The sequence below is a fragment of the Dyadobacter chenhuakuii genome (genome assembly GCF_023821985.2).
Classification (GTDB): domain Bacteria; phylum Bacteroidota; class Bacteroidia; order Cytophagales; family Spirosomataceae; genus Dyadobacter; species Dyadobacter chenhuakuii.
In genome coordinates this window covers 4,889,325-4,903,065 of record NZ_CP098805.1, presented here as the reverse complement: position 1 = coordinate 4,903,065, position 13,741 = coordinate 4,889,325, and the positions used below count along the sequence as shown (strand labels likewise).

General features: G+C 46.2%; 14 protein-coding genes. 7 read left to right on the top strand and 7 right to left on the bottom strand.

The window, feature by feature from the left end:
• Positions 1-24 precede the first annotated feature (24 nt).
• The 6 genes from NFI80_RS20485 to NFI80_RS20460 all read left to right on the top strand — a co-directional run bounded on the left by NFI80_RS20485 (position 25) and on the right by NFI80_RS20460 (position 7,085).
• Entirely contained in the window at positions 25-1,665 is a 1,641-nt protein-coding gene (locus NFI80_RS20485) for a fatty acyl-AMP ligase (protein WP_235166070.1), read from the top strand.
• Between the two features lie 111 nt (positions 1,666-1,776).
• Entirely contained in the window at positions 1,777-2,025 is a 249-nt protein-coding gene (locus NFI80_RS20480) for an acyl carrier protein (protein ID WP_233798945.1), read from the top strand.
• Between the two features lie 49 nt (positions 2,026-2,074).
• Entirely contained in the window at positions 2,075-3,268 is a 1,194-nt protein-coding gene (locus tag NFI80_RS20475; protein WP_235166069.1) for a cytochrome P450, read from the top strand.
• Between the two features lie 7 nt (positions 3,269-3,275).
• Entirely contained in the window at positions 3,276-4,685 is a 1,410-nt protein-coding gene (locus tag NFI80_RS20470; RefSeq protein WP_235166067.1) for an MBOAT family O-acyltransferase, read from the top strand.
• A 32-nt stretch (positions 4,686-4,717) separates the two neighbouring features.
• Positions 4,718-5,689, top strand: coding sequence for a hypothetical protein (locus NFI80_RS20465; RefSeq protein WP_235166064.1), 972 nt, complete (start codon positions 4,718-4,720; stop codon positions 5,687-5,689).
• 10 nt (positions 5,690-5,699) lie between these two features.
• Positions 5,700-7,085 (top strand): high affinity choline transporter 1, encoded by a 1,386-nt coding sequence (locus NFI80_RS20460; RefSeq protein WP_235166062.1) that lies wholly within the window; start codon positions 5,700-5,702, stop codon positions 7,083-7,085.
• A 3-nt stretch (positions 7,086-7,088) separates the two neighbouring features.
• On the opposite strand, the gene NFI80_RS20455 is transcribed toward NFI80_RS20460, so the two are convergent.
• The 3 genes from NFI80_RS20455 to NFI80_RS20445 all read right to left on the bottom strand — a co-directional run bounded on the left by NFI80_RS20455 (position 7,089) and on the right by NFI80_RS20445 (position 9,603).
• Entirely contained in the window at positions 7,089-8,090 is a 1,002-nt protein-coding gene (locus tag NFI80_RS20455) for a quinone oxidoreductase family protein (RefSeq protein WP_235166060.1), read from the bottom strand.
• A gap of 54 nt (positions 8,091-8,144) precedes the next feature.
• The gene (locus NFI80_RS20450) at positions 8,145-8,723 is read right to left on the bottom strand and encodes a TetR/AcrR family transcriptional regulator (protein ID WP_235166059.1); all 579 of its coding nucleotides are present in this window, start codon (positions 8,721-8,723) and stop codon (positions 8,145-8,147) included.
• 85 nt (positions 8,724-8,808) lie between these two features.
• Complete coding sequence (locus NFI80_RS20445) at positions 8,809-9,603, bottom strand: SDR family NAD(P)-dependent oxidoreductase (RefSeq protein ID WP_235166058.1); 795 nt, start codon at positions 9,601-9,603, stop codon at positions 8,809-8,811.
• Between the two features lie 56 nt (positions 9,604-9,659).
• Between NFI80_RS20445 and NFI80_RS20440 the strand changes: the two genes are divergently transcribed.
• Positions 9,660-10,538, top strand: a complete 879-nt coding sequence (locus tag NFI80_RS20440; protein ID WP_235166057.1) for a PIG-L family deacetylase — start codon at positions 9,660-9,662, stop codon at positions 10,536-10,538.
• Between the two features lie 11 nt (positions 10,539-10,549).
• Here NFI80_RS20440 and NFI80_RS20435 read toward each other — a convergent pair whose 3' ends face one another.
• The 4 genes from NFI80_RS20435 to NFI80_RS20420 are packed head-to-tail and all read right to left on the bottom strand — an operon-like array spanning position 10,550 to position 13,714.
• Positions 10,550-11,320 (bottom strand): class I SAM-dependent DNA methyltransferase, encoded by a 771-nt coding sequence (locus tag NFI80_RS20435; protein ID WP_233798954.1) that lies wholly within the window; start codon positions 11,318-11,320, stop codon positions 10,550-10,552.
• Positions 11,317-12,237 (bottom strand): glycosyltransferase family 2 protein, encoded by a 921-nt coding sequence (locus NFI80_RS20430; protein WP_233798955.1) that lies wholly within the window; start codon positions 12,235-12,237, stop codon positions 11,317-11,319. Before NFI80_RS20430 ends, NFI80_RS20435 begins: the two co-directional genes overlap by 4 nt.
• Positions 12,234-13,331 carry a DegT/DnrJ/EryC1/StrS family aminotransferase gene (locus tag NFI80_RS20425; protein ID WP_235166056.1) on the bottom strand — a complete coding sequence of 366 codons (1,098 nt, stop codon included), beginning with the start codon at positions 13,329-13,331 and terminating at the stop codon, positions 12,234-12,236. The genes NFI80_RS20430 and NFI80_RS20425 overlap by 4 nt, the downstream gene beginning before the upstream one ends.
• Positions 13,328-13,714 (bottom strand): sugar 3,4-ketoisomerase, encoded by a 387-nt coding sequence (locus NFI80_RS20420; RefSeq protein WP_233798957.1) that lies wholly within the window; start codon positions 13,712-13,714, stop codon positions 13,328-13,330. Before NFI80_RS20420 ends, NFI80_RS20425 begins: the two co-directional genes overlap by 4 nt.
• Positions 13,715-13,741: the final 27 nt, after the last annotated feature.

Sequence of the window (13,741 nt, the reverse complement as noted above, 5' to 3'; positions counted from 1 at the left end):
TGCTTTTTTTATACCTTTGGTTTCATGGATCTATTTAACAGACTGGAAGTCTATGCCCGGCAGTTTCCGGACAAGCTTGCTTATGGATTTGTGGAGAAAGAGGGTGGCTTGTCTGAAACGCTTAGCTATGCAACATTACTGGAAGCGGTGAGGGCGGCTTCCGGCCAGCTGGCTGACATTTGCCAGCCGCGCGCCCGGGTTATCATCCTGTTGCCTGCCGAAGCGGCATTTATTAAAGTGTTCCTCGGTTCATTGCACGCCGGCCTCATTGCAGTGCCATGCCCCATTGGTTATTCCGAACCGGCTATTCAAAGGATTTTAAACATTATAAAAGACTGCGAAGCCTCGCTCATCATTACCAATCAAAAGTCCCTTAAAATGCTTTCTCAAAGGCAAACGGAGGCTTCCAGGACATTAAGAGCATTGGACATTCAGTGGTTTTTTACAGATGAGCTTAGTAATGATGCTTCTAAACAAACGGCAAAGCAACCTTCCGCTCCCGATGAAACTGCCTATCTCCAATATACGTCGGGTTCAACAGGTCATCCCAAAGGCGTTATGGTTAGCCATGCCAATCTTACTGCCAACCTAAATGCGATCAACAATTGTTTTGGCCGAACGGCTGCGGACACTTCCGTAACCTGGCTCCCGCATTATCACGACATGGGCCTGGTGGACGGACTGCTTTCCCCTGTTTTCACAGGCGGCACCGGGCTGATCATCTCTCCCATTTTATTCATTACCAAACCATTATTGCTGCTCGAAACAATTTCCCGTCATCAGGCAGCGGTTTGTGGTGGGCCCGGGTTTGGACTCGATCACTGTGTGGCCCGCATAAAGCCCGAACAGCTGGAAACATTGGATCTCAGTTCCTTGCGTGTACTATATGTCGGTGCAGAACCCGTGCGCATTGCCAGCCTGGAAAAGTTTGCCGAAACGATGCAAGTAACTGGTTTCAAGAGAGAAAGCCTGGTTCCAGCCTATGGGTTAGCAGAGGCAACGCTGGCTGTAAGCTTGCACTTGCATGGCACGCCAATGCTTTTCCGCCCTATATCGGAAACGAACGCGAAAATGGTGGTGGCTTGCGGCCCGCCCGTTGAGTTCACTAACGTTACTATTGTCGAACCGGAGCTGAATTCAATTCAGAAAGACGGAGAGATAGGAGAAATTTGGGTGTGTAATGAAGGTGTTGCGCTGGGTTACTGGGAAAATCTTGCTGCCACCAATACGACTTTTAAAGCATTTACAGCGTGTGGAAAAGGTCCGTTTCTGCGGACCGGCGACTTAGGCTTTTTGTTTGACGGACAGCTTTTTATCACAGGCAGAAAGAAGGAGCTGATCATTATTCGCGGGACAAACTATTATCCGCAGGACATTGAAGAAGTGGTGAATGCTTGCCACGAGCACATTCAGCCGCATGGAACCGCGGCATTTTCTATTGAAACCGAACAAGGTGAAGAACTGATGATCGTGAGCGAGGTTAGAAACAATGCTCAAAATGAAGATGATACGGATAAAATTAAAACTAATATTGCCAATAGCGTAGGTCTGGCGTTTGGTTTGGTGCCCCGTAAGATTGTGCTCGCAGGGATTGGGAAATTGCCAAAAACGTCCAGCGGGAAAATTCAACGATTAAAAGCACGGGAAGTTTTTAATACAAATTAGGCTTTCTTTTATCACCACTTAATCATTTAAGCCGCTTTTTTCCACTAAAAACGGATAAAATCCCTATTTTCACCGCATTAAAATCTTACTAACGCTCCCTTAAACCGCACCATGGATAAGACTTATACCGAAATCTCCGGATGGATCATTGAGCGTATAGCGCATCATGCAGAGCTCAATCCTGAAAAGGTTACCCCGGACACAGACATTGTCAACTTCCGCCTTGATTCCCTTTTAATGGTCAACATTACTTCTGAACTCGAAGAATGGCTGGGAATGGAACTTAGCCCCTCTATCTTTTGGGAAATGGGAACCATTGCAGCCACAACCGAATGGATCCTGGAAAATCAGGAAGCCTGATTTATTGCCCCTACTGCCTCAATTCAACCTTTCATTTAACGTCTTGCATATGTCCGTAGCGGCTATCTGGTCATCCCAAAACAAAATCAGTCAAAATTACGCTGACCTGATCGATGATGTGCGAAAAACCAATCCCGTGCATTTGAACGTGTTTGGGGACTTGGTTGTGATGGATTACAAAAACGTTAAGAAGATCTTTGCCGACTCCGAAAACTTTCAAAACTTCGATTTTAAGGAACGCTTTAAAGTCGTTTCTGCCATTGCAAACAATGATCCTGCACTTCTGGAATTTGGCGAAAGCTTGCGACACTGGCTGCTGTTCATGAATGGTGAAGCACATGCCGAACATCGGAAAATGGTTAACAAAAAGTTCTACGAGGCTAATTACGAGCATATTACCCTGGAAGCGATCCAGGGAGTGATAGGTGCATATCAGGATCAGGAAGAAGCGGACCTGGTAGAGATCACAAGGAAATTCAGCTTCCTCATTATCAGCAAGATCATTGGTTTAAAAAGTGAGGATTACGATTTTATCCAAAAGTTCTCATACGTCATTACCCTGATTTTTGAAAAAACACTAAATGTAAAAGACTTGCTGGAATGCGCGCATATGTCGAGGCAATTCCGTAGTTACCTTGGCGAGACGCTTTCCAGGCAGGAAAAAGAGCTGACTAACAGCCTGTTACTGGAAATGCAGGAAATTATGGGCAGCACCCGGGTGAATGAACTGATCGGAACATGGGAATTTCTGGTCAATGCTGCTACGGAAACCACCACATTGCTGCTTACGAGAAGCATTGCTACATTGATTGAGCATAAGGACATCGCCATAGATTGGAATGCGCACGACGGCTGCGCAATCGCAGTTGAAGAGCTGATCCGCTATGTTAGCCCTGTAAACTGGATTCCGCGACAAGTGAAAGAGGATATGGAATTTGCAGGTTTACAGCTCAAAAAGGGAAAAACCGTGCTGCTAGGCATCGCCTCCGCCAACCGTGATCCTGACATTTTTCAAAATCCCGAAACGTTTATACCTACACGTAAACCCAATCCGCACATTGGGTTTGGATTTGGAATCCATCATTGCATGGGCGCCCGTCTCTCCCGGTTCGAAATGCAGAAATTCCTGCCCCGGTTCATGGCAGCGTTCCCAAACATCCGCCTGCATCCCGACAAGCCTGGTGAATGGGATTCGAAAGTGTTTTTCAGAGGTCATAAGCATTTGCCTGTGCTTCTAAAATAAAGGCTTAATGATCAAATTCACCGATTTTACATATTTCCTGCTCCTTTTCCTGATTGTTGCAGCTTACTATAACACGCCCCAGACCAAGAAATGGATCTTTCTGCTAATCCTGAGCGTGCTTTTTAATATGAGCTGGAGCGGCTATTATGTGTTTGTTTGGCTTGGGCTGACGGCGATCTGTTTTCTCGGAGGTCAATATTTGGGAAATGCGGCACATTCAAAAAAGAAGCGCAAAACGCTGTTGACCATATTAATCGTCATCTGCCTGTTGCCGCTGCTGTTCTTCAAATATCTGATTCCCATCAACAATTCGTTTTCGCCGGTGGTTTTGAACTGGTTAGCGCCCATCGGGATATCCTATTATACATTTCTGATCATAGGCTATCTTACCGACGTGCAACGGAAATACATCAAACCTGAGCCGCATTTTGGCTATCTCGCACTCTATCTGGGATTTTTCCCGACTATGCTGGCCGGTCCGCTGGAGCGTGCCAGGCAGCTGATCCCGCAATTAAAAAATCCTGTCAGCTACGATCCTGAGAACATTAAGGCTGGGATTTTCTTTATTGTCTGGGGTTTGTTCAAAAAAATGGTTTTGGCTGCCAGGTTCGCAGATCACGTTAATCCCGTGTTCGACCAGCCAGAAAAATACACCGCAGTTTCTGTGACATTAGCCGTTCTGCTCTTCTCAATCCAGCTCTATTGCGACTTTTCAGGCTATTGCGACATTGCCACCGGGTCGGCCAGGTTACTTGGTATCCGGCTAAGCAAAAACTTTGCGAACCGCTACTATTTCACCCCTTCCCGCACCGAATCCTGGAACTCCTGGAACATTACGGTCACATCCTGGTTCCGCGATTATGTGTTTTTCAACATTAGCAAAGGCGTTACCAACAAAACAAGGCTCGAATTCAACCGCCTGCTCACCTTTGTGGTCACGGGATTATGGCATGGGCCGAGCTGGTCTTTTGTGATCTGGGGCTTTTTGCAATGGGCCTACATTAATTTTGAGATCAGGACAAAACGCTTTTGGGAGCGGTTTTATGGCGGTCTCGGTCTCAGGATTGGGTCAAATCCACATACTGTTTTGCGCATTATCGTCCGTCTGCTCACAGGAACGCTCATTATGGGCTGGTTTCGGGCGGCGGAGCTGGACAGTGGTTTGCGGTTGTACAGTGCAATGTTCGGGTTTCAGTCGGGCGCGCTTTCTATTTTCACGTCCGGCTTCGGCTTGACGCTTGCCTTGTTTTTAATTTTGGATTTTATAAATTATCAAATGGGTGAAAAAGAGGACATTGCTTCCTTTTTGTTAAAAAGAAATCCCGTGCAGCGAAACCTTTCCTTCCTGGTTTTAGTCCAGCTCGTCCTCATTTTCGGGCAGATCACCGTTGCTAATTTTTACTACATTCAATTCTGAAAACCAACCATTTATGTACTCCCGAACACACAATGGTTAAAAAAATACTGCTCTGGATCGCGCTGTTTCTTGGCTTTAAAATAGCCGTCGTCCTGATTGTTGGTCTGCTGCCGGCAGACCCGCGCCGTGACATTGCAACACGGGAAAAGCATCGGCAGGCATTCGCTCCTAACGCTGTTTTTATCGGAACCAGCCGCACGCTTTACGGAATCAATCCTTTGATTTTTGATTCGTTGAATGCTGGACAAACACGCAGTTATAACATGGGATTATTCAGCCTTTCCATAGCCAATTCGCTTAACATTGCACGTCATATCATTGAAAATGACCCTAAAACCCAGATCGTCTTTATAGAATTAAGCGCACTCGATTACAGCACCATACACATGACGCCGGATCTGGTTTTTAACGATGTCTATTTCAGAATGCGTGCAGACGAAGCAACTGTTAATCCTGATGATCACGGTAAATGGAGCGATTTCCTGAGCGACTTTAACACAACCCTTTTCCAGACATTCTCCATTGCGCCGCAAATTGCAACATTCAAAAAATGGATCAACCCGGTAAATGATCCCATTGAAGGACCGCCAAATCTGCAAACGAACGGCTTTCAGGATGTGGATCTGACAATTCCAGGTTTGAATACAATGGTCGTCAACAATCGTTTTTATACTAGAAAACTCACGGCTCCATCTCATCACCCCGCTCCGAATGCATATTTTCTTACAGCAATAAATGAAGTGATAACACTAGGCAAAGCCTATCGCAAACGGGTCATTTTTTACATGCCCAATAATGTTACAAAGGGCGAATATGAGCTGCTGGCGCAGGTTACGCCCTACATCTCGCAGGCAAATTTCATTTCCTTACCAAAAGATCCAACTTTGGAAGCTATCTTCAAACCCGGGAATTTGTTTGATTCACATCATCTCAATGCAAAAGGATCAGGCATTTACACGCGCTATTTGTACGAGCAATTCTCTAAAAAACCCGCCAATTTCTAATTGATTTTCAATGCTTGCTGTTTCCATTCTCGCATATCTGCTGGCTAACCTAGGCATTGGCCTTTGGGCGTCCCGCAGAATTTCGACAACACAGGATTTTGTTCTGGCAGGCCGGCGGCTGCCGCTCATATTGGCCGCTTCCGCAACTTTCGCTACGTGGTTCGGCTCAGAAACCATTATGGGCGCACCCACGGAATTCGTTGAGCATGGTGTATTAGGCGTCATTGAAGACCCGTTTGGCGCTTCGTTGTGCCTGTTGCTGGTGGGATTATTTTTTGCCAGGCGATTCTATAAAATGAACATTATCACGTTCTGCGACTTTTTCAGGATCCGGTATGGTCGCAACGCCGAGCTGCTGTCGGCTCTATTAATCATTCCCTCTTATTTCAGCTGGATTGCCGCGCAGTTGCTTGCGATGGGCATTGTATTAAAAGTCGTGCTGGGCTGGTCCTTAATCACTTGTATTTTAGGCAGTTCCGTGGTCGTGATCCTTTACACGATCTGGGGCGGAATGTGGTCGATCTCCATTACGGATTTTGTGCAAACGATTATGATCATCGTCGGCCTCGCCATTGTGGCAACCGTTCTTTACAATAAAGTCGGTGGTTTTACGCCGCTGATTGAATCTGCACCGCCAGGTTTTTTTAAGTTTTACCCGGATTTTACATTCAAGGCGTCCGTAGAATATTTCGCTGCCTGGATCACGATCGGACTGGGATCAATCCCACAACAAGATGTTTTTCAAAGGGTTATGTCTGCAAAATCCGCTAATGTTTCGGTCAAAGCAACATTATCGTCATCGCTCATGTACCTGACAGTGGCATTGCTTCCCCTGTTTATAGGCTTATGCGGCCATCACCTTTACCCCGAATCGGACAATGACGGGCAGCTGATCATTCCTAATATGATTTTAAAGCATATGGGACTGCCTTTGCAAATTGTGTTTTTCGGTGCATTGGTTTCTGCGATCCTCAGCACGACGAGCAGCGCGATTATGGCCCCGGCAGCCGTTTTGGGAGAGAATATTTTCAAATTTTTCAACCCAACATTAACCGACCAGCAATTGCTCCGCATCATTCGCTGTGGTATTGTGGTGATTACGGGCATATGTATTGTGATGGCCGTTCGGGGCGACAGCATTTTTGAACTGGTTGCAGAATCCTCCGCTTTCAGCCTGGTATCGCTGTTTGTTCCGCTAGCAGCAGGCCTTTACTGGAAAGCCACGAATCAGTTGGGTTGCATTTTGTCAATGCTCGCAGGCCTGGCCGCATGGCTGGTTTGCGCATACATGGAAACAGCATATCCGCCGCTGATCTTCGGCCTGCTTGCCAGTATTTTTGGCATGCTCACCGGCATAGTTTGGGAAAAGGTTTCAACAATAAAAACGGCTTCCTAGTGACTACGGGATCATTATCACGGACCCTGTCGTTTTGCGCGATTCAATGTCGCTATGTGCCTGCGCTGCCTCCGAAAGCGGATATTTTGTAATGTTTATTTTGCCAAATATCCCCGCTTGCAATGCTGAGAATGTATCGCTGGCAAACAAATGCAAACTATCGTAATCCGAAATGTAAGCATTCAGCACCGGTGTAAGCATAGCAATCGACTTTGCGCGTAATGCTGCGTGATCAATGTGTTCGGGCTGGCCCGACGATGACCCGTACAAAACGATTTTTCCGCCTTTTTTCACAATCCCCACAGATTCAGAAAATGTGTCCTTGCCAACACCGTCATACACCACATCTACTCCCTTGCCATCTGTAATTCCCAAAACCGATTTCGCAAAACCCTCACAGCCCACCAGAAAAACATGATCTGCACCATTGTCAAGCGCCGTCTGCTTTTTTCCTTCCGAACCCACCGTTCCGATCACCGTCGCACCCAGCGCTTTGGCCCAGCCGGCAACAAGTGACCCTACGCCGCCCGCAGCAGCGTGTACAAGCACTACATCGCCACGTTTGACTTTGAAAGATTCTTTTACCAACATTCTGGCTGTAAATCCCTTCACCATAATGGCAGCGGCTTCTTCCAGGCTCACATCATCGGGAACATGCACAAGCTGGTGCGTCCCTATCATGCGCATTTCGGCATAAGCGCCCGGGATAAAATGATAAGCCACACGATCACCGACTTTGAAATCAGTAACCCACGGCCCGATTGCTTCTATAACCCCGGCAGCCTCAACTCCAGGCACATAAGGGAACGATTTAACAGGAAACATGCCGCTTCTGAAATATGTATCCACGAAGTTCAATCCGATAGCGGCCTGCCTGAGCAGCACCTCGCCCGGCCCGGGCTGATCCAGTATATCTTTGCTGTATGTAAGCACGGAAGGACTTCCCTGCTTGCTGATTTTTATAGAGCTCGATTTATAAGTTGTCTCTTTAATAGTATCTAACATGGCTATCTGTTCAAAAATAATTACGGAACGGTTGTTCCATAATCGGCATTGATCTTACTTTTTTATTGACCTGATCAGAAAGTCGGCCTGCTGTTTCAACATTTCCGGATCCCCATATACGAGAAACAGTTGCCAGAATCCCGTAAAATTGGAAACGATAAAATTGGCCAGCACGGCAGGATCTCTTTTCGCATTAATCTCATCTGCTTTTTGCGCCTTTCTGATCAGGTCTTTGAGCACGTTCACAACGCTGCCCGTATTTTCTTTTAATATCGCATGCACTTCTTCGTCATCCGAAGCAAGCTCAAAGGCCGATTTCACGCCCATGCAAGTTTTTCCTTCCTCGATGGTCCTGGCGGCAGCTCTTTTAATGATTTTTTCAATCGCTTTAACAGGAGACTTTGCAGCGTCGGTTGCCTGCAAGTAATCATTCAGCATGCCGTCCGAATAGCTTTTCAGACACATTAAAAACAAGCTGTGCTTGTCGCCATAAGTGTCATAAATGCTGCCTCGGTTCAGGCCCATGGTGTCTACAAGATCCTGCATGGAGGTTGCCTGATATCCTTTTTGCCAAAAAATATCCTTTGCTCTTTCCAGCCGCTCTATGGGTTCAAATGCTTTGGTACGTGCCATAATTAACAGACAATTATTACAGAACGATTGTTCCAAAATAAACCATTTTTAGCCAAATACATGCAACACCATGAAAGTCAATCCACTAGATAATAAACTTAGCAACGCCACCATCCACTTTCAACGCCGAGCCATTGGTGCCGGAAGACAGCGGACTAGCCACATAAGTAACCAGGTTCGCGATTTCTTCAACCGACGCAAAGCGTTGTAGCAACGAAGTAGGCCGCGCATCCTTAAAGAAATCCGTTTCTGCTTGTTCTGTTGAGACGTTATTTGCAGCACCCAGCTGTTTGACAAATTCAGCAACGCCTTCCGATTTCGTTGGCCCCGGCAACACGGAATTAACCGTAACATTTGTGCCCTTTGTCAATTCGGCCAATCCCCTGCTTACAGCCAGCTGAGCCGTTTTGGTCATGCCGTAATGGATCATTTCTTCGGGGATGTTCACTGCCGATTCGCTGGAAATGAAGATGATACGGCCCCAATCCTTCGCGATCATTTTTGGAAAATAGTGACGGGATAAGCGCACACCGCTGAGCACATTCACTTCAAAAAACTTGAACCAATCCGCATCCGTAATGTCTGTAAATGCCTGAGGCTCAAATATTCCGGCATTGTTGATCAGTATATCAATTTCAGGAAGGTTTTCCAGCAACGCATTCACTTCTTCTACTTTGGAAAAATCGGCTGCCAAACCAGAAACAGCGCCGGATGGATTATTTTCTTGCAGGCGCTGAACAGCCTCCGCTACTTTCGATTGTGTTCTGCCGTTGATCACGACATTAGCCCCTTCTTTCAATAAATTTTGAGCAATTGCAAAGCCTATTCCCTGGGTAGAACCGCTGATAAATGCCGTTTTCCCTTTCAGTTGTAAATCCATGTCATGTAAATTTTGTAAATTATCCTGATAACACTTCACTTTAAGAAATCGTCCGCATGAAAAACATTTATCTTTTCATTTTCTTCATCATTACCATTGCCGCACACGCACAAAGTCCTCGCGTATTGATTGTTACGGCACATCCTGATGACGAGACAACATTCCCAGTGACCATTTTCAAAATTACGCACGAACTGAAAGGGTCGGCCGACCTTGCCTTAATTACGGATGCATCAGGCGGTTATAACGGGCTCGTGGCATCGTCCTATTATGGCATGAGCCTGGTGGATTCTGTCGTTGGCAGGAAACATCTGCCTTTGATCCGAAAAAAGGAAATCCTGGCTGCCGGCGAAGTGCTGGGCATTGGCAACTTTTTCTTCCTGGACCAGCTTGATGATTATTACAACCGCAACGAAAAGCCCTATCTGGAAGGGAAAAACTGGAACATTAAATATGTAGAAAGTCGCCTTGATGAAATTCTGGCGAAAGGAAATTATGACTATGTCTTTTGCCTGGTTCCAAATGAGGGCCAGCACGCCCATCATAAAACGGCCTCAATCAGCGCTATAAGGGCTGTTCAGCGCTTTAAAGGTGATAAAAAACCCATTGTATTGGGCGGGCAAACGCAAAACAAAGGCACTATTTCTAAATTCACCCGGCTGGATGGTTATCCCGAAACAGCGATCAGCTTAACAGCCCCGATTTTCGAATTTGACCGGACTTACGGTTTTGGGGAAGATAAAAAACACAGTTATATGATCGTAGCGGACTGGGTTAAGGCAGCGCATAAGTCACAAAGCGGCGATATGAACCAGGCGATGCATCGCGGCGATCTGGAAACCTTTCTCTATTTCGAAATGAACGGCGCTACGCGGATCGGTGAAGTGAAAGATCTGTTTGAAAAGATCAATAATGCAGGTTTCTCCAAAAAATAGCCAGTGCGATGCTAATCTTTGCAAACCAATGTCATAAACAAAGAGCTGCCAAATGGCGCTCTCGGGATCAGTAACTGCTCGGTTTTGGTGATGCCTTTTAAAATGGAATTGACCAGTTTACCAGGAAATTTCACGTCCGAATCCAAATGTTCCGTATTAATCTTCTGCTTGCGGATCTGGTAATTTTGCCATTGCCGGACAGCTAAAATGGGCAGCGACAATGCGAAGGGCCAGTAAGTGTTGTGCTTGATGACTAATCCCGAGGCTTTTGCATAATGTATAAATTGTTCCAGCTTAAACCTCCTGAAACTCCCAACGGCCAAGTCATGTGTGCCGGAAAAGGCTTCAAACGCATGAATGTTAATAATGATCAGACCATTTTTGTTAAGCTTTCTTTTGAATCCTGCTAACGCCTGAATGATTTCTTCATCGGTTAGGAAATAAAGCGCATCGTTGCAGGAAATCAGGTCAAACGTCTCGCCCGGTTGAAACGCATTGACGTTCTTTAAATCGCCGAAACCAACATTCAGATTTCGCTCCCGGGAAAAATCAATGGCGTGCTGCGAGTAGTCAAATCCGGCGAGATCAGCATATCCGGCGTCTGTCAAAAATGACAATAAACCGCCTGTTCCGCACGCAGCATCGAGTATTTTAAGGTTATGCTTACCAATGCCGAAATGCGCTTTAATCGCATTTAAAACCTTTTCGTGCAGCACCTGATACCACCATAGCATCCGCTCCACCTCATACATGCGCTGGTACTCGAGTCTGTTATCGATCATATGGCCTCCGCGCTATTGTATTTTATAACATATTGAGGCTGACCGCTCTGCGCCATAAAACTTTTACCGATATACTCTCCTAAAACACTCAGTAATGTGCATTGAATGCCGCCGATGGAGATTAATGTCGCGGTGACGACTTGCCAGCCTTTTGGATCAGGCCCCATCACCCATTGTACGGTAAGATAGCAAAGCAGCAGAAATCCGAACAGGGACAAACCCAGACCGATGGGCAAAAATATGCGGATAGGGAGAGAAGAATAGCAAAATAAGATATTGAGAAACAAGGAAATAAGCTTCTGCCAGGTATAATTGGAGGCTCCCTCTTCCCGCTTTAAGTGGGTAACCTGAACGGTTCCGATGTTGCGCGTGATCCTGAAAATGAGCCCGTCAATGTATGGGTAAGGGCCTTTGTATTTCGTAATTTCCTGCACAACCTCCTGACGGATCAGCTTGAAACTCGACAAGTAAAGGTCCTTTGGTTTGTTCAGCAGATAACTCGTGAGCCAGTTGACCAGCTTGCTTCCCAGATTACGCCCTACTGAATGTTCTTTTTTGGAATAATAAGTGTAAACCACATCATTACCATCGTTTTCGGCCACCTTTATCAGTTTCAAAATCTCTTCCGGCGGGTTCTGAAAATCATCGTCGATCATGACGCAATAATCGCCGTATGCCCAGTTCAGGCCGCAAATGACCGCATTGAATTCGCCGTAATTCCGGCGCAGCGAGATGAAACGGACATTGGCATAATGCTCGGCCAGTTGCTTGCAGACTTTTTCCGAGCCATCCCTGCTGCCGTCATTTACCATCACTATTTCAAAACTGACCTCCGCCAATGCGGTCTGCAAAGTTTCCACGAGCGGCCCGATCGTTTTTTCGCTGTTATATACCGGAATGACAACGGATAATTTCATTGCTGATAATCGAATTGATTAACGGTTTGAATGATATAAGTAACCTCCTCGTTCGTTAGCACCGCATTTAATGGCAAACTAATCACTTCGTTGTGAATTCTTTCCGTTATCGGCAATATCAAATCGTTATATTCCGAAAAAGCCTGCTGCTTGTGGATGGGCAAAGGATAATGCACATTGGTTTGAATGCCATTAGCATCCAGATATGCGATAAATTTGGAGCGATCCGCATGTCTGACCACAAACAAATGCCACGCATCATCCTGAATGCGGTCAGCTGGCGGTAAAATTAAATCCGTTACATTGATTTCACTTAAATAACGCGCTGCAATCTCTCTTCTCCGAGCATTTTCCGCGTCGAGAAAGGGAAGTTTGACATTTAATACCGCAGCCTGAATTTCATCCAGCCGGCTATTAACACCCTGATAATCATTTTTATACCGGACCTGCGACCCGTAATTACGCAGATATCGGATCTTTTCAGCCAGCGCTTCGTCTTCCGTTGTAACAGCACCCGCGTCACCAAGGGCACCCAGATTTTTAGTAGGATAAAAACTGAATGCTGTCGCATCGGCCATGCTGCCGGCTTTTTTATTTTGATAGATCGCACCGTGGGCCTGGGCGGCGTCGGTAATTACTTTCAGGCCATGCATTCGGGCAAGCGCCATGATCGGTTCCATTTCGCAAATGCGCCCGTAAAGATCTACTGCAATGATCGCCCTGGTTTTTGAGGTAACCTTTTCAGCAATTTTATCAGGATCCAAAAGCATAGTAACCGGATCCGGCTCCACAAATATGGGTTTAAACCCTAAATAAGCGACCGGTAAAACCGATGCGATATAGGTGTTTGCGGGAATAATTATCTCGCTCTCCCCGGGAAATTCGTAAGCCATGAGAATCAAACTAATGGCATCAAGGCCATTGGCTACGCCCACACAATGTGCTACGCCACAATAACTTGCAAATGATCTCTCAAAAGCTTTCAGCTCATTTCCCAGAATATACCAGCCCGACCGGATTACGCGCAGCGAGGCTTCTTCAATGGCATCAAGGTAAGGTGCATTAACCTCGTTCAAATCCAGGAAAGGGATCATTGCGATACGGTGTGTTTCTGCAAATATGGTTCGTCAATGTAGTCGGCAACGTCGTAGTACTCGTTGGAAAGCACCAGCAGGATGGCGTCTTGCGTAAATGAGTCCATAATGTGCCAGTCTTTGGGTTCCAGAATGAGGCAGGATGCAGGGTTATCGAGATCGAAATACTCCTCTTTTTCTCCATCATTGGAATACACCCGACAGCTTCCGTGAATGCAGATCAGCGCATTCCATGTTTTGTGATGCCTGTGCCCGCCACGCTGGGTTTCCCCGGCTCCATAAATGTAAAATACACGTTTGATTGTGCCCGGGATGATCTTTTCAAAGACCGTCAGATTGCCTGCACCGGTATTGAAAGTGTTTAACTCAACTAATTGTGGCATAAATAGATTTACGGGTAAGAGCGTTTT